Source organism: Mycoplasmopsis edwardii, from assembly GCF_900476105.1.
Lineage (GTDB): Bacteria > Bacillota_I > Bacilli_A > Mycoplasmatales > Metamycoplasmataceae > Mycoplasmopsis > Mycoplasmopsis edwardii.
This window is the reverse complement of the sequence record NZ_LS991951.1, coordinates 267,067-290,081: the sequence shown is the minus strand read 5'-3', so window position 1 is coordinate 290,081 and position 23,015 is coordinate 267,067. Positions and strand designations below refer to the sequence as shown.

General features: G+C 25.9%; 15 protein-coding genes and 1 pseudogene. 5 read left to right on the top strand and 11 right to left on the bottom strand.

The genetic code is table 4. The features are described 5' to 3' along the window. The first annotated feature begins 241 nt into the window (after positions 1–241). From rmuC to D2846_RS01425, 3 genes are all read left to right on the top strand, one after another. Positions 242–1,630 (top strand): DNA recombination protein RmuC, encoded by a 1,389-nt coding sequence (gene rmuC / locus D2846_RS01435; RefSeq protein ID WP_117275133.1) that lies wholly within the window; start codon positions 242–244, stop codon positions 1,628–1,630. Positions 1,631–1,734: 104 nt separating this feature from the next. Next, a complete protein-coding gene (locus tag D2846_RS01430; RefSeq protein ID WP_117275131.1) occupies positions 1,735–2,517 on the top strand; it encodes a hypothetical protein in 783 nt (260 codons plus the stop codon). A 12-nt stretch (positions 2,518–2,529) separates the two neighbouring features. Next, on the top strand, positions 2,530–4,578 hold the full coding sequence (locus D2846_RS01425) for a hypothetical protein (RefSeq protein ID WP_117275129.1): 2,049 nt from the start codon (positions 2,530–2,532) through the stop codon (positions 4,576–4,578). A 140-nt stretch (positions 4,579–4,718) separates the two neighbouring features. Here D2846_RS01425 and D2846_RS01420 read toward each other — a convergent pair whose 3' ends face one another. From D2846_RS01420 to D2846_RS01395, 5 genes are all read right to left on the bottom strand, one after another. Further along, positions 4,719–6,053, bottom strand: a complete 1,335-nt coding sequence (locus D2846_RS01420) for a hypothetical protein (RefSeq protein ID WP_117275127.1) — start codon at positions 6,051–6,053, stop codon at positions 4,719–4,721. 314 nt (positions 6,054–6,367) lie between these two features. Beyond that, a complete protein-coding gene (locus D2846_RS01415; RefSeq protein WP_223211526.1) occupies positions 6,368–6,985 on the bottom strand; it encodes a hypothetical protein in 618 nt (205 codons plus the stop codon). A gap of 80 nt (positions 6,986–7,065) precedes the next feature. Continuing rightward, a complete protein-coding gene (locus tag D2846_RS03640; protein ID WP_268876958.1) occupies positions 7,066–7,200 on the bottom strand; it encodes a nucleoside triphosphate pyrophosphohydrolase family protein in 135 nt (44 codons plus the stop codon). 1,025 nt (positions 7,201–8,225) lie between these two features. Next, positions 8,226–8,540: a hypothetical protein gene (locus D2846_RS03595; RefSeq protein ID WP_223211525.1), complete on the bottom strand. Its 315-nt coding sequence runs from the start codon at positions 8,538–8,540 to the stop codon at positions 8,226–8,228. Between the two features lie 392 nt (positions 8,541–8,932). After that, positions 8,933–9,646, bottom strand: coding sequence for a hypothetical protein (locus tag D2846_RS01395; RefSeq protein ID WP_117275123.1), 714 nt, complete (start codon positions 9,644–9,646; stop codon positions 8,933–8,935). 316 nt (positions 9,647–9,962) lie between these two features. Here D2846_RS01395 and D2846_RS03700 point away from each other — a divergent pair. Next, positions 9,963–10,726 (top strand): annotated as a pseudogene (locus tag D2846_RS03700) (excinuclease ABC subunit UvrA); the annotation flags it as partial. Between the two features lie 67 nt (positions 10,727–10,793). Then, positions 10,794–11,204 carry a hypothetical protein gene (locus D2846_RS01385; RefSeq protein WP_223211524.1) on the top strand — a complete coding sequence of 137 codons (411 nt, stop codon included), beginning with the start codon at positions 10,794–10,796 and terminating at the stop codon, positions 11,202–11,204. Positions 11,205–11,339: 135 nt separating this feature from the next. Here D2846_RS01385 and D2846_RS01380 read toward each other — a convergent pair whose 3' ends face one another. The 6 genes from D2846_RS01380 to D2846_RS01355 form a co-directional block, all read right to left on the bottom strand. After that, complete coding sequence (locus tag D2846_RS01380; protein WP_117275122.1) at positions 11,340–12,422, bottom strand: M42 family metallopeptidase; 1,083 nt, start codon at positions 12,420–12,422, stop codon at positions 11,340–11,342. A 2-nt stretch (positions 12,423–12,424) separates the two neighbouring features. Continuing rightward, positions 12,425–13,036, bottom strand: coding sequence for a tRNA (guanosine(46)-N7)-methyltransferase TrmB (gene trmB / locus D2846_RS01375; RefSeq protein WP_117275121.1), 612 nt, complete (start codon positions 13,034–13,036; stop codon positions 12,425–12,427). A 113-nt stretch (positions 13,037–13,149) separates the two neighbouring features. Next, entirely contained in the window at positions 13,150–15,840 is a 2,691-nt protein-coding gene (gene gyrA, locus D2846_RS01370) for a DNA gyrase subunit A (RefSeq protein WP_117275120.1), read from the bottom strand. A 189-nt stretch (positions 15,841–16,029) separates the two neighbouring features. Then, positions 16,030–16,725, bottom strand: coding sequence for a 50S ribosomal protein L1 (gene rplA / locus D2846_RS01365; RefSeq protein ID WP_117275119.1), 696 nt, complete (start codon positions 16,723–16,725; stop codon positions 16,030–16,032). Further along, entirely contained in the window at positions 16,725–17,318 is a 594-nt protein-coding gene (gene rplK / locus D2846_RS01360; RefSeq protein ID WP_117275118.1) for a 50S ribosomal protein L11, read from the bottom strand. The genes rplA and rplK overlap by 1 nt, the downstream gene beginning before the upstream one ends. 206 nt (positions 17,319–17,524) lie before the next feature. Further along, positions 17,525–22,921, bottom strand: coding sequence for an MGA_1079 family surface serine endopeptidase (locus D2846_RS01355; RefSeq protein WP_117275117.1), 5,397 nt, complete (start codon positions 22,919–22,921; stop codon positions 17,525–17,527). Positions 22,922–23,015 lie beyond the last annotated feature (94 nt).

The window sequence follows — 23,015 nt, the reverse complement described above, 5'->3', positions numbered from 1 at the left end:
TATATTTTTGTTTTAAAAAGTAATTAATATCATTAGTAATTTTTATAATATAGTAAATTGTTATCATCAAGCTTAAATCGGTTTAACGCAATAATCTAATGTTTTTTGTCCTGAACATTTTAAACTATTTAAAAATAGTTTGGTATGGTAATTTTATGGAAAGTTCTTTTATAAAATTAAGCTTTAGAAATATTTATTTATAATATTTTTATAATAATAAAGACATAATATAGGAGAAAAAATGGAAACAACATCATTAATATTGAATATTATTTGTTTACTTTTAGTAATTAGTTTATTCGTTACGTTTGCGTTTGTTGCTTTAAAAAGTAACTTATTTAAACATAACAATGAAAATGGGATGAGCAATAAATTAATCAATGAATTAAAAGAGAGTTTATCAAATTCATTATTTAAAACCATTAATGAAGCTAAAAATGAAATTTCTGATGAAAAAATTGCGTTAATTAAATCTAATTCTGAATATTTGCAAAAAATAATTGAAGAAGCAAACGAAAAAGAATTAGCCTTAAATAATAAAATTAATAATTATCAAAATGCAATTAATGAAAAACTTAATAGAACACTTAATGACATTAAAATATTTCGTGAAAAACTTGATAATGACAATAAAACTCTTTTTGACAAATTGGTTGATGAAAACAATAAAAAAGTTGTTAATGAATTTTTAAACTTAAATAGACATATCGAGACAAAAATTAATGAAGGTTTAGGAAACATTAAAAAGGGCGTTGATGATTACTTTAATGAAAAATTAACAAATCAAATTAATGAAAACTTCAAAAGTGTGGGTGAAAAAATTCAAAAACTTGATGATGATATGATTAAGCTAGAAACCTTACAAAACTCTGTAGGAAACTTAAACAAGATAATGACTGGCGTAAAAACTAAGGGTAATTTTGGTGAATTTCATCTTGAGAATATTTTAAGAGATCACTTAAGCGATCATTTTTACAAACAATATAAAATTAGTAAAAATGACACAGTTGATTTTGCTATTAAAGTACCAAATGGAGATAGTGAATTATTATTAGTGATTGACTCTAAATTCCCAACAGAAAGTTTTTCAAAATACTCAGAAGCAACTTCAAAAGAAGAACAAGAAACTTACTTAAAAGACTTTTATAAAACTATTCAAGAAATGGCAAAAAGCATTTCAAACAAATACATTGTAAAAGATGTTACCTTAGATAATGCTATTATGTATATACCTAGCGAAAGTATATATAACTTAATAATTTCTAACGATGACTTAATATTTAAAATTAGTGATAAATATAACGTCACAATTGTTGGACCTTCAACAATTATGACAATTATCAACTATAGTAAAATTGCTCATGCACGTAATTTTATATTTAAAAATATTAATTTAATTAGAGAAACAATTGAAGACATCAAAAAAAGTCATGAAAATATTATTAAAAAACTTGATTTTGCCGATAAGAATACTGATAGCGTTAAAAAGGCAATTGGATTAATTAGAAATGAAACAAATTCAGTATATGCAAAATTATCAAATACCAAATTAGACAAATCACTTGAAAAAATTGCTGATGTAGAAGAATTGGAAAATAAAGAAATTGTTGATATTGATAACTTGAATTAATGAAAAAAATATTTGGATATTCGATCCAAGTATTTTTTATTTTGACTAAATTATTATCATAAGTTTTGGCAATGCTGTGCTAAAATTTGCATATAGGTTTTATTATGATTTTAAGCAATGAAAAATTTCTAAATTTAAAAGAAAAACACAATATTTGAACTGAGAAAAATTTACTAGATACTTTAATTTTTAATGCAATTAATAATGAAAATAAAGATGTTATTAATGAACTGAAATTTAAATTACAAGAAACACTTAACAATTCAAAAAATAGTTTTGAATCTGATGTATTAAAGTATTTTTTAGATCATACATGATTAACAAAAATTGATGATAGTCAATGATATTTAAATCAAAATATCAAAAAAGTCACTTATCAAAGTGGTAATGCAATATTTGTGATTTTTGTTATAAACAAAGACATAACAAAAGATATTAAAAATGATATTTATAATACATTTGTTGAATACACAAATATTTATCCTACTTCAAAAATTATTCCTGTAATTTGGTTTTATAATGACTTTAGTAATGAAAATAAACAAGTAGCAGAAGAAATTAAACAAGAAATTTATAACGAATATAAACTAAAAACTAAATATACAGATACAAAAAATATTTTCATAAGTGTTTTTATAAATAGATTTGCACAAGATGAAAAGGATAATTATTTTGCACAAATAAAAGATTATTACCAAGATGTATTCAATAATATTCAAAATATTGAAAATGATAAACTATTTAAAAATTTAATCAGTAAACTTAAAAACTTTGAAGATAAATTTGATTTAGAAAAATTTGTTAAAGCAACATATAAAGAATTAAACGATAAATATCTAAGTGATAATTATGAAATTATTTTTAACTATATTAAGCAGAATTTTTAGATAAGGAGATATATGAAAGCTAAGAAACTTTTATTATTAAGTTCTTTAACATTGCCATTAATAATAAGTTCATGTTCAACTCAAAACTCAACAAATAGCAATAATCAACCAAATGTTTCAAAAGTTAACCAAGAAGGAACAATAACTAATAAACCTGAAGAAAAAGAACCAATTACCTCAAATCCAAACACTTTAAACGAACCAAATACTCCTAAAGAAGGTGGTGAAAATTCAAAAACACAAAGTGATTCAATTGATGAAAATAAAGATTATGAACCTGAAAATAGTTCTGAAAAAGAAGTTTATAAATTCCCTAAACCAGAAGTGTTAAGTTACTCATTAAACACAACATTAAAAGGAAATTTAAGAGATCCTAAATTAGTGTTTGACAAAGTAGATTTTCCAAATAATGTTATTTTAGAAAATAATTTACATAATATGAATTTATCGAAAAATTATTTTGAAAAAGAATTAGAAAAAGTATTAGATTCACATTTTGCATTAAAACCTTCTTATGTTGTATTACCAAAATGATTTACTAAAAATGATGAATATTATTCATTGAGTCAAATAAATCCATTTTCAAGAATTCCTGACTTAGTAGTTAGATTTAAAGATCAAGTTAAGTTAACTAAATACGTTAAAAAAATTATGCCAATTAATATGTTGGAAAATGAATTAGTGCTTGAATCAGATAATTCATTTGTAATCACTAAAGATATTTCTAATTTTAGTTTAGATGAATTCAAAGATAAAAACATTGAATTCATTGTTAGAGTAAAATCAAGACCTAATCAATTTGACTATAGTTTAATTAAAATAAAAATTAATTTGGATAATATTGTAAGTAACGAGGTTGCACTGAATGTCAGTGAAATCAATGGTAAATATCAAGTTAGCTTGGAAAATAATATTTTAAAAATTAAAGTAAAACTCGAAAACAAACAATTAAGTTTTGATGAAACAGAGGTTCCGAATAAAGTTTATCTTGATAAATATAATACTTTAACAATGATTTCTTATCTTGTTGATGAAGATAAAGATCAAAACTTTTCTTTGGGGTTTGAAAATTATATAAATCAAATTCATCCTAAAATTTCATCAAATGGAGATTTATTTAAAAACTATAAAAGTTCACAAAGATTAGATGCATCACAAAATAATGATAAGCTATTTGAAAATATCAGAAAAAGGGTTTTTGTTGTTGGGGGAGGAACTTCGACGATGATAGCTAAAGTTAAACCAAATGACCCAAATGACCATAGATATTACTTTTTAACAAATAGACACGTAAGTGATATTTTGCAAACTCGTTGAAGCAATTCTAGAGTTATGAAAAAATTTATGATCCATGATTTTGAAGACGATAAAATTTCTTCTGAGTCAAATGAAATATCAATTGATGTTGAAAAAGATTATTTTGAATTTAATTTCTGAGAAGCAAAAGATCAAACAAATCGTAGAGGTATTTTAAAAAGAGATAATACACAAAATGCAGATATTTCAATTTCTATAATTGATATCCAACCAATTTTACAAAGAGCAAAAAATAAAAATATGACTAGAATTATTTCTTACTTAGAAAGCTGAAAAGATTTAAAACCACTCAAATTAAGTAAAGCAACTAAATTTATTGAATCAGGTTCAAATATCTCATTATCACTTGCTAGTTTCCCGCAAGATAATTATGCAGGTTTTATGGGTAGAAGATATCGTGAACACATAATTAATAATATTGATTATATGGTTCTTAGTGATCAAGCTCCTGAATATGCTAAATACGGTCATTTTAAAAGTTTTGCACTTTCTGATCGTGGATTTCCTCAAAAGTTAGACTTGACTTCTGGTGCTTCTGGTAGTTTAGTTTATGACAAAAATGGTGATATAGTAGCTGTTTTCATGCAAAATATTGATGATAATAATTATGGATTTGGTTTATTAGCTTCACATGAATTTGATTATTTTGGTTATGAAACAACAAATAATCCAAATTCATTTAAACATAAATTAGAAGCAAAAATTAAAGAAAATCCAAACCGATTTGAAATGATTGAATTATAAAAAACCAAAGTAAAATAGACTGGGAAAAATCATCCGGACACTTCCGGGTGATTTTTCCCAGTCTAATAAATTAATCTATTCCACTTAACTTAGACATTAAGCAATATTTAATACATGAAGCATTTAAAAGACAATGCTTTTTAGTTATTTTTAACGAAATTGTTATAAAAAGATAAATCAACAATTAAATCAGATTTTTTAACTTTAGGAGTATAAATTATTTCTTTATTTTTAGGGATTATCACTACTTCTAATCATCTTTCAGATTTTGGTTCATTAGAAAAGTCATAAGGCCCTCTTCAATTATTTCAACCTAAAAGAAAGTCAGAAACTCTTATATTTGTCAAATGAATCTGAGTATCATTTTCTTTTGTGACCATTAAAGTTTCATATTTATCTTTGTAAACACGATACTTATCTTTTTTGGCTTCAAATATAAAAATGTTATTTTTAAGTAACACTTCTTCAAATGTTTTGTTTTCAAAAAAAGTTTCTTCAAAATCTTTTTTGGCTTTTTTAATTTCTAATTCTTTGTTAGAATTAGGATTTTTTAGTTGTAAAATTGAATATCATTTTTCAAAAATAGTATTTAAATCTAATTCATTCTTTATAATAAAATGGTTATTATTTAAAAAATTATCATCTTTTTCAGCAACATTATAGTTTATTGAAGATAATAAGTAAGAATCAGATTGTTTAATACCGAATTTTTTTCGTGATATTTCTACAACATCTTTAATCATTGATGTTTCAAAATTTATTATTTCTTTATTTTCAATAAAATATTTTTTGTTAAGCAAATTATAAAAATAATTATATCTTTGGCTTTTTGACTTAAAGAAAAAGTTCTTCGTTTTAAATTTTTCTTCTTTCTCTAATACAAAAACATTTAAATACTGTGTATTATCAATTATCTCAGCATTTTTATGCATGGGCCCATCAGAATTTGCGTCATTAAGAAAAACTCAGTTAAATTTTCCTTCGCTATCTTTTATCGCATAACGCATTTCATCAAAAAAATGAATATCATTCGATATTTTTAAATATAATCTTTTTTTGTCTAAAACTTCTTCAAGTTTTTTGTTATTTAAAAATTTACTTTCAAATTCTTTTACTATTTCTTCTTTTGTTGGTCTATCTTTTATATTGGTTTTTGATAAAAGTTCATAAAACCTATCAATTACTAATTCATTAAAGTCTTGCACACTATCTATGTAAGTATCAAAATAATATTCTCCGGTTGGTTTATCTTTAAAATATTTTAGATAATCATCTTTCATTACTAAATCCAAAATAAATGTTGTATCTCTTTTAAAATTGTCTTCTTCATAATATTTTTCTAACAAGTATTGAAATTGACTATATTTATTTTGTTTAGTTTCATTATGAATATTGTTTGAATTAAAATTACAAGATGTAATAACTAATGGTGAAGAAATGGCTAATATATTTAGTAAGAATATTGTTTTTTTCATTTTACCTCCAAATATTTTAGTGACTTAATAAAATTTTAAAACAAAAAGAGTGAGAACACTAAAATTTTCACATTTTCCACATTTTGAATATTTCGGAAATCATTTAAAAAAGGAATAAAAAATTAGACTGGGAGAAATCATTTGGACACTTCCGGGTGATTTTTTCACAAATTTAAAAGGAGAATATTTATGAGATATTTAAATCCAGAAACATATAAAAAATAAGTTGTTAATATTCCAAGCGAAGCTTACACAAATACACTAAAAGAACCTAACAATAATCCTTAATAATCAAAAGAAAAATCACTAAGTAATTAGTGATTTTTCATGTCGTTTTCTTCATAATATAAATTAACAAAATCTTGATATATATCTAAGTTATTATATTCTACGTTCTTTACGTCAGAAAAATGAACTCCTCAAATAATTAAATAAATCTCTCCTAATGAGATTTTTTTCTTTACGTTTTTTAATAAATTAAAATTGATTGCTAAACTTTTTTTAATTTTTAATTTTAGATTACCAGTTATCGGGTTTTCGTTTTTAGCATATTCTTTATCAAAATAAAAACTTTCATTATCAAATGACCATTTTGAGATTTTTGCCGATGCATCTTTGATGCGTTTTTTAGGAATAAATAGTATTTTCAAGTGAAATGCAGATATAAAGAAAGGAATAATTGGCCATACTAGCATTATATAATCTGTCTGATCATTTAATTCACTTTTGAAAACTAAAAAATTAATTAATAAATATGTAATGAGCATTAAAGTTAGAAATAAATAAAATAACATTATAATGAAATGATTTCTTCTAACTTTTTTTAATATAGATTCAAAAGATTCCTTAAATAGAATATTAACTTTAATATATTCATTTTTTATGTAATGAGTTTTTTCAAAAACAAATTTATATATTAACTGTTTTTTCATAAAAAGAATGAATAGAACACTCACTATAAGAAAAGCACCAAAAAATAATGACATAAAGATTATGTATGAGTTCATTTTAACTATTTTCTCTTTCCAATAAACTCAGTTAGATTTATCTTGTGGTCATATCTAATAGAAGCTTCTTTATCTTTTTCAAGAATAATTTCAGTTAAATCGATTTTATTTATGCTCGCAATTGCTATATTTACTTTCATAATGACTCCTTTTAATTATTCATATTATCAATTTCAATTATTCATTCTTTATCTTTTGCTAAATCTTTTGAATTATTAATGCTTAAAAATCTAATTCTTTCATATTCATCCAATCCTTGAAAGTCTAAATTTACAAATTTATTTGCTTTTGCATTATTTTATATTTTACATAGTATTTTTATATCTAAAAATAAATAATAAAAAAGTCAACAAAAATTGTCTTTTAAAAAGTTATCCCTTTTAAATAACTCATAATATCTTGAAGTTCTAACTTATGTTTAGAACTTTTATTCAAAATTTTGATTGATGAAATTAAGAATATCATAACCAAATTTTTAGCATTCTTTTCTCAAGTAAATTCTGGTGTTGAAATAGGCCTTTGCAAAAAGGAAATTGTTTTTTTATAATACTTTTATAAAAAGTTTTTTACTAATGATTAAAAATATTAAACTTGAAGAAATATATTGACCGAAAACAACATTTCTTTCTGCTTGATTTCTTTTTTAGATGATTTCAAGATGTAAAAACTTCTCTCTGCTTTTTCAACTTTAAAAACAGTATTTAAAGAAAATTCTTCGAGTTCATCTGGTTTAAGTTCGACATTTACTTTAGAATTAAATAAAAACTCATAAGTGAAACAGGCATCAATGAGCTAATTACAAAAATAATAGAAAGCATCCCTTCAATACTTAATCAAATATTATAAACTCTATTATCTTCATCTATCCTTATATCATTCTTATCTTTAATCAATGTTCCGATAACTATGTTCTGGTTCAATATTAAGATAGCAAAAATAATCGATACTAGCAACTCGAAATAAGCATAAATTGTATATTTGATAATACTTTTTTATTTGTTTTAAATATTTCTTGATTTAAAACTCATACTCTTATATTTAAATAATAGTAAATATGAAAATCAAACTGACAATATTGCAAAAAAGCTTAATTCAAAAAAAATAATGTTTTATTCACTTTTAAGTTCTACTTATAATTCTAAAAATAATTAGAAAAAATAAAATTTTAATTTTGATTTTTTCTAGTTTCTTTATGAATTAAATTAATAAATTCTTGATAAATATTGATTTTCTTTTCTTCTATATTATCAACTTCTGGCAAATGAATTCCTCAAATCATCATATAATAAATTGATCAATCTTTATACTTAAATCTTTTGTTATAAACTTTATAAGAAAACACAAAAGGCACTAATTGAATAAATTGAAAAAATAAATATGTGTTTGGCGGGGTTTCATTCGGTATATACTCTTTATCAAAGCAATATGAATCATCTAGAAATGTTCATTTTTCTAACCTTTTTTCAGCGTTTTTTATCATTTTTTTAGGAGTATAAACATAAAAGAAAAAAACTAAAGAAGGACACGGAATTATACAAAGTAAAAAAGCGTGTAAATTAAAATAAGTTCAATTAATATAACTTCAATAACCTAAACCAATAGCACTAAAAATTTGCAGGAATAAAACAATAAGATATATTTTGTTTATGTAATTTGAATTTTTTTTCATTAATCTAAATCCGTCTTTAAAAATTTTATTAACTACTATTTCATCTCTTTTTTTACTTAAAACCTTTATTCTTCTTAAAACATTTTTAAATAAAATTCCTGGTATATAAACGCTTTTTAATAATGCATAAATAGTGAAAATTGAAATTAAAATGACTAAAAATGGCAAAAACAAGTGAAAAAGGTCCATTGAAAAAAGTATTTTTATTTCCATAATTTCTCCGACAAGTTAATGCATTCTAAATAAAGCATTTCATAATCATCAATGCTTGTTTCTGATTCTTCAAAATGAGAACCTCAAATAAAAAAATAATATAAAGAAAGAGCTTGATCTTTTTCTAATTTACTTAACTTTAGAACTATATTGTAATTTAAAAAAAGATCTTTTTCGACATCACCAATGTAATAATATTCTTTCTTTTTATTTTCCTCTAACAAAAATTCTTTGTAACCAAAAATATCAGTTAGTTGGTTTTTAATGGATGATTTTGAAATAATGTCTTTCATTTGAACTAAACTTTTCTTAAAAATATAGCAGTCTTTCATTATTCAACATAAAACAAATAGTATTACTGGCAAAAATGACGAAAATAATATTAAATTTCACAATAAAGAATTTTTAAATCCTAACATAAATAAAAAAATCAAATTAAATACTCAACAAATTGCTAAAGAAAAAATAAATAAAATTCAAAATTTCTTTTTTCCTGATTTTCAAAGTTCTTCAAGCAAATTAAAACCTTCAACATATTTAGAATTTAATGAGATTTCTTTTTTATTTTGATTAATTTTTACCATTAAATTTAATTGAAATTTTGCTATTTTAAATATTTTAAATACCTTAAAATAAAGAGCAAAAATAACAGCTCAATAAGAAATAAACAACGAAAAGAAAACGAATAATAATAATCAAGACATAAATTACCTCCGTTAAAATTTTTTATTTTTTTAAACTTAATAATACTTCCTATATCTAAATTAACTTGAAAAAGTTCATAAGCAACTATTTTAATTGAATCTCTTTTTTAATTCGCTATTTCTTATACATTTTATAATTAAAACAGCATTAATGTTAAAATAATTATGAAATTTCCATATTTTTGCATAAAAAACATTAAAATGAATTTGTTATATTTTCCTTAATAAAAGTAAAATATATTTATATTTTAAATTCAGTGTTCAACATGAATAAAAATAACAACAAAATCATTATCACGGGGCAAAAGAAAATAATTTAAAAAATGTTTCTTTAGAAGTTCCAAAAATAAATTAGTACTATTTACAGGTCTTAGCGTTAGTGGTAAAAGTTCGCTGGTTTTTAGTACTATTTACTAAGAAGAGATAAGGAGATACGTTGATTTTCTTAGTTCATATTCAATAACTTTTTTGAGTGGAACAAAAAAGCCTAATGTTGAAAAAAATTGAAGGGTTAAGTCCTTCAATTTCTATTGAACAAAAAACCATTCATAATAACCCTCGTTCAACTGTTAGTACAGTTACAGAAATTTATGATTATTTAAGATTGCTTTATGCAAGAATTGTAAAATCATACTGTCCAAGACATAATATTGAAATAACTCCACAAACCACAAAATATATTTTAAATTTAGCTTATAAAAATCCCAAAACACTCAATTAATTATTTATGCACCAATTGCTGATAATGAAAAAGGTACTCATGCTAATTTAGTAGAGAAATTAAAAAATGTTAAATATCTAAGAGCTACAGTTGATGGTGAAATATTATCACTTAAAGATAAAATTGATCTTGATAAAAATTACAAACACACGATTGATTTAGTTATCGATAGAGTTAAAGTTAACGAAGAAAACTACAATAGAATTTCTGAAGCTATTAATATCACTACCGATAAAGCTGGTGGGATAGTGAAAATTGAGAATCTAGACAAAAAAGAAATTTAAACTTTTTCAAAATTACATGCTTGTATTTATAAAGATTTTTCAATACCGAAGATAGAAACTAGAATGTTTTCATTTATTCACTTTTGTACGTAGAAAAAAGAGATAAAAAGAATACAAAAATACTAATGTTAAGTTTACAGATTTGGTTCAAAGAGATTATAATTCAAGGAATAATGTAATTTACACAACTAATGTAACTTATATACTAGCTTCAAAAGACATTAATCAAAATCATATTTACTTATCAGCTATAATTGATCATAAATATAAGTTTGTAACATATGAAATATCATTAAATAATGATACTGAATTAGTTTTAAATAATATTAAAAATACAAAATTTAAAAATAATTTTATTTTACATTCAGATCATGGTTCTGCATATTCCTCAATAGACTATATCAATAAAATTAAATCTTTAAATGGAAAGATATCAATGTCAAGAATCGGTAATAGTTTAGATAATAGTGAAATTGAGTATTTTTTCTTGATACTTAAAAGCAAAATTTTTCCTGACTTTTCTATGAAATGCTGTCAAATGAATTTTGATTAATTATTCTACAAAAAAATAAAATTATACAAATAAAATCCTATGGAATTCAATTTTGGTTAAATCCAAAAATTGAGTTCGCATAGGATTAAAGTGTTCGAAAAAAATCCCTGTTTAAAAATTTTGGTTTTTTATTCATTATTTATACTTAATGTTTGAAAATTCTTCTTCATTTAAGTCTTGTAAAAAGTTTGTAATTAAGTCAGATGCAGCTAATAAGTCACTAATTGCACAAACACCAATTGGACTGTGTAAGTATCTTTGTGGAAGTGAAATTGTGATAGTGGCAGCACCTCCATCAGGTGAGAATTGTAATTCCTTAGCATCTGTTCCACCACCTGCTGCAACAAACTTATAAGCCTTTATATTATGCTTTTGTGCTGTTTTTTCAAAGAATGCTAATAATTTTGGATCCATTAAAGTTCCGCCATCTTTAACTCTTAAAGCAGCACCTTTAAATAATGCTGTAGTTCCTTCAATTGTTCCGAATGTATCATGTGAAGATGTTGTATCAAGAGCAATAGCAATGTCTGGTTTAATTATGCTAACTGAAGTTCTTGCGCCTCTTGTTCCTACTTCTTCTTGAACTGTTCCTACTAAGTATAAGTCAACATCTAAATCGATGTTAGCAACTGTGTTAGCTATTGTTTCTAATACAGTAACACCTGCACGGTTATCCATCGCTTTACCACCAATTAAATCAGGGTTTTTAAATTCAATAGTTTCACCACTCATTTGAACTCTATCACCGATTTCAACACCAGCCTCAATTGCCTCATCTTTATTTAAAAATCCAAAGTCTGCATAAAGCTCATCATTTGTTAAGGCTTTTACCATTTTTTCACGTTCCATAATGTGAATACTTGTGTGACCAAAAACACCTAAAAACTCTTCACCTTTTGAAGTAATTAATTTTGCTTTAGTGCCAATTACAGTTGAAGCTCAAATTCCACCAATTGGTGATAATAAGATTTGTCCTAATTTGTTAATTGATTTAACAACATACCCTACTTCGTCCATGTGTGCTGCGATCATAACTTTAGGTGCATTTTGCTTTTTAGATTTTTTGAAAAAGATTATTGAACCAAATTTATCACGACTAACTTCGTATTGGTTGCTAATATTTTCTCTTAATTCATTAGCAACTGGTTCTTCATATCTCGACATTGCTTCAATGCTCATGTATTTTTTAAGTCTATTTTTAAATTCTTGTGCTTTCATGTTTATCCTTTATATTGTGCTATTAAAAAGTTAATATTTTTACCTTTTGAAGATCATTTTTCTTCATAACCTGTTTTGTAGTTGTTTTCGTTATATTTTGAATTATGTAAGTCATTTGTATGATCAATAATATTTCAATTGTTTTGAGCTAGTGATTCAAGTGAATATGCAAATAATTTATCATTATCAGTTTTAAACAATAATTTACCTTCGTTACTTAATAATTCTTTGTATAAGTTTAAAAATGTTTTGTATGTAAGTCTTCTTTTTTCATGTGCATTTTTTGGTCATGGATCTGAAAAAGTAAGTCAAATTGTATCAACATTTCCTTGAAAGATTTCAAGTAAACTTGTAGCATCTTTTGTGATGATAAATAAGTTATTTAAGTTTAGTTCATTGATTTTTTTTAAGATTTTATTAGCTACTGTTGGATATTTTTCAACTGCAAAAAATCTTTTGTTTGGATTATTTAGAGCGAGTTTAGCTATCATTTCACCTTTACCTGTACCAATTTCAATGATGTCATTTGAGTTAACATTGATTGGAAAATTGTTTAAGTAAAACGGTGAATTATTTAACTTTTCTTGCGCTGTATTATCATGTCTAAGTCTCATAATAACAATTATAAATTAAAACTTATAAATGCAAAAAGTCTTTATTAAGAGAATTAAAAAAACTTGTAAACAATGTTACAAATTTTTTATTTATTACTTATTAATCGCAAAAATTATTCATGGTTTTCTTGAGAATCAATTTGTTTATTTTCTTGACTTTCTTCATTATTAAGTTCAGTTTTAATAACTTCAACTGCGACAATGTCATCATTTTCTTTTAAGTTAATAATTTTAACTCCTTTTGTGTTTCTTGAAGTTTCACTAATTTGGTTAATTCTAACTCTGATTGTTGTTCCGCTTGAAGTAATGACTAAAAGTTCATCACTTAACTTTACATATGAAGCAAAAACTAAGTTTCCAGCTTTTTCTGGGTTAATTCCAGAAATACCTTTAGCACCTCTTTTTGCTAATCTATATTCAGATTCATCTGTAATTTTTCCAAAACCTTTTGTACCTAATGAAAGGATTAAGTTTCCATCTTTATTTGACGAAGCATTAATTACATATTGATCATCTGTAAGTTTAATTGCTTTAACACCCATTGCTGTTCTTCCAAGTGCTCTAACATCATCAATACTAAATAAAGCAATATTTTTGTAGTTATTAGCTACCATAATGTTATCACCTTCTGAAGCAATGAAAGCACGCACTAATTGGTCACCTTCTTGTAATTTGAAAGCAAGCAATCCGTTTCTTCTTACATTACTGAATAATGATAATGGTGTTTTCTTGAAAATACCTTTTTTGGTAATTGTTGCAAGGAATAAGTTATCTTCAAATGATCCTGCATCAATAATTGAGATAATTTTTTCGCCCTCATTAACATTTAGTGTATCAATGATGTTAATAAATGGTACACCCTTACTTTGTTTTGAACCTTCTGGAATTTGGTAACCTCTTAAAGCGTAAGCTTTACCAAAGTTTGAGAATAATAATAAATCTGTATGTGTTGAAGCTTTGATAATCATTGAAATATCATCATCACCATAAGTTTTCATACTAATGCTTCCTACACCACCACGGTTCTGTGTGTTGTATTCATCAAGATTGATTCTTTTTACATATCCATTAACTGATGTAGTAATAACAATATCACTTTGAGGAATTAAGTCTTCATCATTAATTTTACCTACACCAAAGTAGTCAATGTGTGTTCTTCTTTCATCTGAGTATTTTTCTTTAATTGTTGTTAATTCTTCAACAATTAAGTTAATTAATCTTTCTTCGCTAGCTAATATTTCTTTGTATCCTTTGATTTCAATGTATAAAGCATTGATTTCATCAACCATTTTTTCGTAGTTTAATCCTGTTAAACGACGTAAGTTCATGTCTAGGATAGCTTTTGTTTGTCTTTCACTTAAATCAAATCTTTCTGCAAGTCTTTCTTGAGCAATTTGATCTGTTTTAGATGTTTTAATAATTCTTACAACTTCATCAATATTTTGAACTGCAATTTTTAAACCTTCTAAAATGTGAACTTTTTCTTCAGCTTTTGCTAAGTCATAATTTAATCTACGAGTAACAACTTCTTTTTGGTGATCGATATAAACTTCTAATCCTTGTTTTAAGTTTAATAATTTTGGTTCACCATTAACTAAAGCAACAATGTTTGAGCTGTATGAAACTTGTAAATATGATTTTTGGAATAATTGGTTTAAGATAATGTGAGGATTGAAACCTTTTTTGATATCAAGAACAATTCTAATACCATTTAAGTTAGTTTCATCTCTAATGTCAGCAATACCTTCAATAACTTTTTCTTTAACTAAATCAACAATTTTTTGAACGATTGTACTTGTTTTAACTGCATATGGAATTTCTGTAACAATAATTCTAGATTTTCCATTTGCGTTTTCAATGATTTCAGTTTTTGAACGAACAATAATACTTCCACGCCCTGTTTCGTATGTGTCTAAAATACCTTTAGTACCCAAGATAATTCCACCAGTTGGGAAATCAGGTCCCTTAACATGTTTCATTAATTCTTGTGTAGTAATTTCAGGATTTTTAGCAAGTGCTACTGTTGCATCAATAATTTCTCCTAAGTTGTGAGGAGGAATTTCTGTAGCCATACCAACCGCAATACCTGAAGCACCTGTAACAAATAAGTTAGGGAATCTTGATGGTAAAACAACAGGCTCTTTTTCTGTAGCATCATAGTTATCGACAAAGTCAACTGTGTCTTTTCTAATGCTTTCTAATAACTCACCAGAAAGTTTAGTCATTCTTGCTTCTGTATAACGCATAGCAGCTGCTTGATCCCCGTCGATTGAACCGAAGTTACCGTGTCCATCAACAAGTGGATAACGCATAGAGAAATCTTGTGCCATACGAACCATAGCATCATAAACTGATGAGTCACCATGTGGGTGGTACTTACCAAGTACGTCCCCAACAATACGAGCCGACTTTCTGTGTTGAGAACCAGAAGTAATACCTAACTCAAACATATCATAAAGAATTCTTCTGTGAACAGGTTTTAATCCATCACGAGCATCGGGTAAAGCACGTGAAACAATAACGCTCATTGCATATTCTAAGAATGAAGTTTTCATTTCACTATCTAAGACAACTGGGTTTAATCCATCAATTGGCTCTGAAATTAATTGTGAACTAACTTCATACTCATCACTATTTTGTGGAGCGTCTTCCTCTTCTTCTATTTCTTCTTTAACTTTTACATTTTTTCTGAAGATCATTCTATTGTCTTCTTCATAATCATATTCTGTTTTAGTTTCTAATTCTACTTTAACTTCGTCGTCTAAAAGTTTTTTATCATCATCTTTGTTTAAATCTTTTGACATATTTCCTCCAAAATATTGTTAATTAATAAAATTATATTTTATTAATTTAATTATACCACAAAAGTGTTATTTTTTATGTGTACATTTGAGACTAAAAAATGTCGATTTTTAAGAAAAAATATCTATAAAGTTGCATGTAATTATAGTGACAATTAAATAAAAAAATAAAGGGATGACCCTTTACTTTTATTATTTTTCAATTTTAATTTTTACACTTGGTCCCATTGATGCTGAAACTGTTAAGTTTAACATGTATGTACCTTTAACAGCAGCTGGTTTAAGTTTTTTAATTAAAGAGATAAGTACTTTAGCATTTTCTACTAATGCTTCTGTTGACATAGATTTTTTACCGATTAATGAGTGTACAATACCTGCTTTATCTGTACGATAGTTTGCTTTACCTTTTTTAAGTTCTTCTACAGCTTTTTCAGGAGTTGGAGTAACTGTACCTGTTTTAGGGTTAGGCATTAAACCTTTAGGCCCTAATTTTTTACCGTATTTCCCTAATAAAGGCATCATTGCTGGGTCAGCAACCATAACATCAAAGTTAAAGTCATCTTCTTTAATTTTTTGTTCTAATGCTTGTCCATCAACAACAATGTCTGCTCCAGCTTCTTTAGATAATTTAGCTTTTTCAGGGCTGTTTGTTGCTACTAAAACTCTAATTGTTTTTCCTGTACCATTTGGAAGTAATACAGCACCACGTAATTGTTGGTCTGCTTTACGAACGTCAAGATTTAAGTTAAAAGCAAGGTCGATTGAAGCGTCAAATTTTGCGTATGAAGTTTTCTTTGCTAATTCAATAGCTTCTTCTAATTCATATGCAATTGTTCTATCAAATTGCTCACGAGCATTTTTTAAGTTTTTTGATAAACGTTTAGCCATTATTCATCTCCTTCGTTTGCTTTTTCTTCGTCACTAATTGTAGTAACTTCAATTCCTTGGCCTTTTGTTTCAGCTAAGTTAGCTAAGTCAGCGTCTAATGCAGCAGCTTTTGCATCAGCAAGAGCAGCGGCTTTGGCAGCGGCTTTGGCAGCAGCTTTAGCTTTGAAAATGTCGTCGTATCCTTCTACTAAAACACCCATTTGTTTTGCTGTTCCTGCAATTGTAGCCATAGCAGCATCGATATCATTTGTGTTTAAGTCTGGCATTTTGTATTCAGCAATTTCTCTTAATTGATCTTTAGAAATTGTTCCTACAATAGTAGTTTTAGCATTTTTTGAACCTGATTGTAATTTAGCAGCTTGTTTAATTTTGTATGAAGCAGGTGATGTGAATAATTTGAATTCAAATGTTTTATCTTTGTAAACAGTAATTTGTACTGGAACTGGTTCGTCCCCTCTATCTCTTGTTGCATCGTTAAATGCTTTTGTAAACTCAGGCATATTTACACCAACACCGGCAAGTGCTGGACCTGGTTTAGCTTTCCCTGCTGGGAATTGCAATTTAGCAATACGTTGAATTTCTTTTTTTGCCATAATTGTATCCTTTCGATATTGTGGTCTAGCGATATTCTTTATATCTCCCACTAGTAGAGGCAATAACTTAATATTGCTTTTTAATTATATTAAAAAAGGATATTTATGAAAATTTTAGTTAAATATTTTTATAACTATATACAATATGTTTTAGTTAAAAAGTGATATAAAAAAGATTTGGCTAAAAACTAACCAAATATTTTTTATTATTTTTTAATATCTTTAAAGTATCAAGGCATATCTACTTCTAATGGTTTAAGTAAATGTCACTTAATAATTTGTGCAGCTAAGGAATTTGTATTTTTTAAATCAAGTGGATTTTCATTATCATAGTTAATTCCAAAATAATTGTAACTTGCATTTTCATTATTTCATGATTGCAAGAATGTTTTTGGAGCACCTGAGTTAATTGTTGAAATGTATTCGTTATCATTTCCTAAAATACCAGTACCTGAGTTACCTGCATTGTAATATGTTGGAGCATATCCATTTTGTCTTGTTAGTCCAATAGCTGTTGTTGATGATGAAGCTCTATTTAAGTAGTATCCTGATTGTTTCCCGTAAGGGAATCCGCTCATTCCGAACTTCTTAACATTTGGGCCAAAGTAAACTCCTTTTTGAACACCACTAAAATCTAATGTTGTATTATCGAGTTTACTTCAGTTTTCAAATCATAGTGCTAAATCGAATTTTCCTACTTCTTTAGCTTTCTTGATTAGATCTTTTGTATCAACAGCAAAAACTGTTATATCAACTGTAAGACCTGAACTCTGTTGTCCTTCTTTATTAATTTGATCGACACCAGATCATAATACTTCAATTGGAATTGAATTTGCAGTGTTTAATCCACCTCAGTATGAGAATCCTGCATCGATATCGTTTCCAAAGTTATTTGATGTTTTTGTTATGTATCCTCTTGTTTGTGGTTTTACTACATTTTCACCTTGTAATTCACTAAATCTACCAATATGTTCAACGTGGTTGTTTGTTATTATATAGTGTTTTGTATTATCACTTGATTTACTTACTTTACCAAATTGTGTTGCTGTACCTTGACTAAATGCAAAACTACGGTTTCTAATGTTATTTACTAAATCAATGTTTCTTCATGATGCATGCATATATTCTTGATCTTGTAAATAACCATTGTGTAATTCATAAGACACATTTTGGTTTGGATTATAAATATCAGAATTAATTACTTCTTCCGGTGTATAGAATGTTATAGGTTGGTTTTCTTGATTATAATCAAGGTGTTTATAATTAAACTCATTTGTTCTTTGACCAAATTCTTCATGTTCTACATTATTTGTATAGACAACGTCAACATGAGCCCCTGCGTAATTTAATAAGAATGCTTTATCTTTTTTAAATTCACTATATCTAGGGCCTGATAATTCTCTTGCTGTGATTGATTCAACATAAGGGTTACCTAAAAATAGTTTATACTCTTTTTCTTGAAGTTCTAGACTAAAGTGAACACCTTCTCCGCTAATGTATCTAGCTTTAAAAATCATTGTTGGTCTAGGATATTTATTATGACTTCCTTCAATATAATACTCATTGGTTTGTTTTGTGATAACAATTTCTTGGCCTCTTGATAATTGTTCAAAATCAATTTCAAATAAATAGTTTTTATCACTATCAGAAATTCTTTTGAGTCTGTTTACATCTTGGATTAATAAGTTTCCATATAATCTAACTTTAAGTTTTCTATTTGATGCATTGTTTGATAATAATGTTTTTTGAATGTATTTTTCTTTAAATAATCATTTTGCTTTTGAAGTTTCTTCATCAAAAGTTCATAATAAATCTTTGTAATATGGTTCAATTTGTCTTTCTCTTGTTATTGAACTAGTTGAGTTAAAAACAGTTTTTAAAGATCCGTTTGAAAAGTTTAAGACATCATTAGTTGCATTAGATCTTGCAAAACCAGTTAATTTATATCAAATGTTTCCTATCGCTTTTCTACTTGTGACTGGACTTGTGTAACTTAATTTAACATATACAGAATATTGACCATTTTCAACTTCGACTCTTTTTGCTTCTTCAATTTTAATTTTTGTTTTATCAAGCTTAAAGTTATTGTATGTTAATGATGATTCTTTAAAACTTATCATGTTTGAAATTTGTTGATCATTTGATTTTACTTTATTTATAAAATCATTTGCAGTTATGTTTGAGTGTCCTGATATGGTTATATCACTTAACTTAAGTCTATTTAAAATTACTTCTGGATATAAGTTTTCTTTATAGTCATTTCTTAAGTTGACTAGGGTAATTTCTTTATTGTTTGTGTATCTAATAGCATTGTTATTTTTATTAATAAAACCTAATTTAAATGTAATTGAATTAGATGCTGTTGATTTAACATCGTAAAAGTACATAAAGTAATTATCTACAATTGGTTTAAATTCGCTTGTATTAGCTCTATCACCTTGTTTAGCGAAATTGTCATTTGAAGCATAAAAAGTTGTTGAACTAACATTAGAATTAATTGGTTGGTCATCGCTTGTTTTGCCAGGTGCTTCGTTTGTGAAATTACCATTTCCTCTTTCAGGTTCTTGCGGAGCCGCTTTAAGTTTAAGTACTAAATTAAGGGATTCAAAAGCTTTTTGAGCAATAATATCTTGGACATCAACAACAGCAAAGTTTTTATTTGCATTACGAACTATTGAACCATCAACCCTTCTATATTCAAAGTTTGTACTATTTATTGAATCAATAAGATTTTTGTGTGCATTATCAATTCTTGTTGTGGATTCAGCAAAGTCGCTTGATTTAAATCATTCACTTTGATTTGCAGGTTTTAAATCTCTGTATGTTAATGGCTTAAAGTATTGAATTGTTTTGGCAAAAGAACCTAAGCTTGTAGAAGTAAATGTATATGTACCACTTCTATTAATTCCGAAAATAAACCCATATTGATTGTTGCTTTCATCTAATGGTGTTCCATTTTCCTTAATTCAAAAACGAATTTTTGCAGTACCACCCACATTACTATTTACAATATTTGTGTGTTCTGCTAATGAATGCGCATAAATTTCAAATTTACCTTTTTTCGGCAATTCATATAAGGTATTAAATGCTTCGACAGCATCTTTTGAATTTACTTGATTATGTGTTTGTGATGGATTTTTAACTTTTATTAATTTTAAAATTCCTGAAGCATCTTCTTTTGTTGATGTTTCAATTAAATCCCTTAAATATTTAAGGTCTCTAATGTCTTGTTCATTTGGATTTTCTTGTTTTGTGTAAACTGTAACAATCTTTTCTTTTGTTTGACCATTTTTGGTAACCATAAATTTAAATTTCGCTTGGTTAGTTGAGGTTCTTTGAGAGTCAAAAATATGTTCTGAATCAAAATCAACCAAACGATATGTAGCACCGTTTGCTTTAATATTAAATAATTTAGTATGCAAGTTTTGTTTGACTTTACCCATTATTTGTTTAACTTCATCAGGTGACAATGCATTTTGTTTACTTGAAGAAGTTGGATTAACTAAATTCACAACAGAATCAAGTTCTTTTGAAGAAAGGTTAGCAAAAGTTTGTTTCGCTGGATTGAATACGTTTAAAGTAAATCATGTGTTAAATGCAGTTGCTTGCTTAGTTCAAACTTTCATAGCTTCAGCATCATAAAAAATGCTATTAGGATTTTGATAGTAACTACTTTGTTTGAATTCATCACTAAAATCAAAAGTTATACCTTTTCAAAATTCATCATTAAACTCAACATTTTGGGCAGTTAATAATTTAAGAGTTTTAACCTTTTTAGAATTAAAGTAAAAATCAACGTTAAATCCAAGTTTGTTGTTTTCATAAAATAGCTCATCTTTATTAACTTCAAAAGAGAAAAATCCATTTATGTTTGGAATTTTCTTTTTAAATAAAGTAATAATTTCCTCTTTTTTGGTTGATAGTTCACTTGCAAAATATTCATTAAATGATTGATAATTAAAATCAAATAATTCGTCTAGGTTATTAAATGATAATGATCTTAATTTTTCATTAAAGTCTTTTCTGAAAACAACTTTTTCTACAACATCAGTTACTAGACCAGTATTAGTTTTACTTTGAGCTTTATAAACAACATTTAACTCATTAATATTGTTCGGAGAAACAAATACATCTTTAAAAGTTAATTCAACTCCGTCAACCTTGTTTTCATCAATGAAAAGCTCTTTATTTTCTTTTGTAATCATTGTGCTGTATAAAAGATTTTCAAGGGAATAAGCTTTTGCTCTTTCACTAATTGATGATGTTAATTTGCTTTCAACATCTTGTTTAAACCTTTCGATATCATCACTTGGTTCTTGTCCGTTTAATTCGCTTGATAATGTTTCTAAATCATTTAAGTCTTGTTTAATGTTCTCAATATTTGAGTTATTTTTGATGTATGCATCATTTGCTCTTAATTTATTCGATTCTAAAAGTGTTTGAATTTGCGCAAGTTTGTTATCAAATTCTTGTTTATTTGTAGCATTGATATATTTTTGGGTACTTTTTAATTCATTTGCTTTCGCAATTGCACTGATAATTTTTATGGCTACATCATCATAAAGTTTAGCTCTAGATTTAAGGGCATTAATCGATGATTCAATATTATTTTTATCAACTTCCTGAATATATTTGCTTTTTAGTGAATTTGATAAGTTAGATAATGAGTTAATATATGCTTTTGCATTTTGTTTAGCTTCATTAATTTGATTATCATTTGAACTTGATGATTGATTATTAATTTCATCAATTAAAAACGAAATTTCTTGAGTTGTATTATCTTCTAATACTTTGTTATCTTTAAGAATGTTTTGTGAATTAAAGATAATGTTAAATTTATCAACAATTGCTTGTTCTTTCTCATTTTTATTTGGTTTGGCTTTAATTGGTTTAATAGCTTCAAGTAATTCTGTTGCTTTTTGATCTAGGTCAATTAATTTTTTATAATTTATATTTAAGTTTTTTGACACCTTAAAATCATCAATTAATTTTTGATTAATTAATTTTTTACCTTCTACACTAAATATTGATTCATTTTTATTTAATAATTTTTCAATATTTGCAAAATCATTTTTAGTTAGGTTTAAATATTTTTTTAAATTTGAAAAATCATTTTCTAATGCTTTAACTTCATTTGATTTATCCATTAAATGTAAAAATGCTTCTTTATCATTTTTGTTAATTGATTTTTCAAGTTTAGATTTTGATGTTTGTAAATTTGCTAAATTGAGTTCTAAAGCATCTTCAATAAATTTCAAGTGTTTAGGTGTAGGTTTATTGTTCGAAAATTCTTTTGATGTTTTTTGAATAACTGTTCAATTTACTAAAGTATTTTTTAATTTATTTTTATCAACTTGATTTTCTATTTCTTCTGATGACATTGATGATAAATAAACTCTTAACTCAGATGGGATGTTAAGATTTTTATCATTTAAAATATCTTCTAATGAATCTTTTCTTTGTGCAACACTATTATTACTTGGATTATTAATTTTTTTAGTACCTAAAAAAACTCCTGCAGTAGTTCCTCCAATTAAAGCTGCTGTTCCAACAACAGCACCAATCACTATTGCAAGCTTTTTCTTTTTCTTTTTATCATTCATTTTACTTACTCCTCATTATTAATCTTTATCATTATACTATTTTCTTTTTAATTTTTGAGTTAAAATAAGTTAAAGAACTAAAAAAGCACAAACA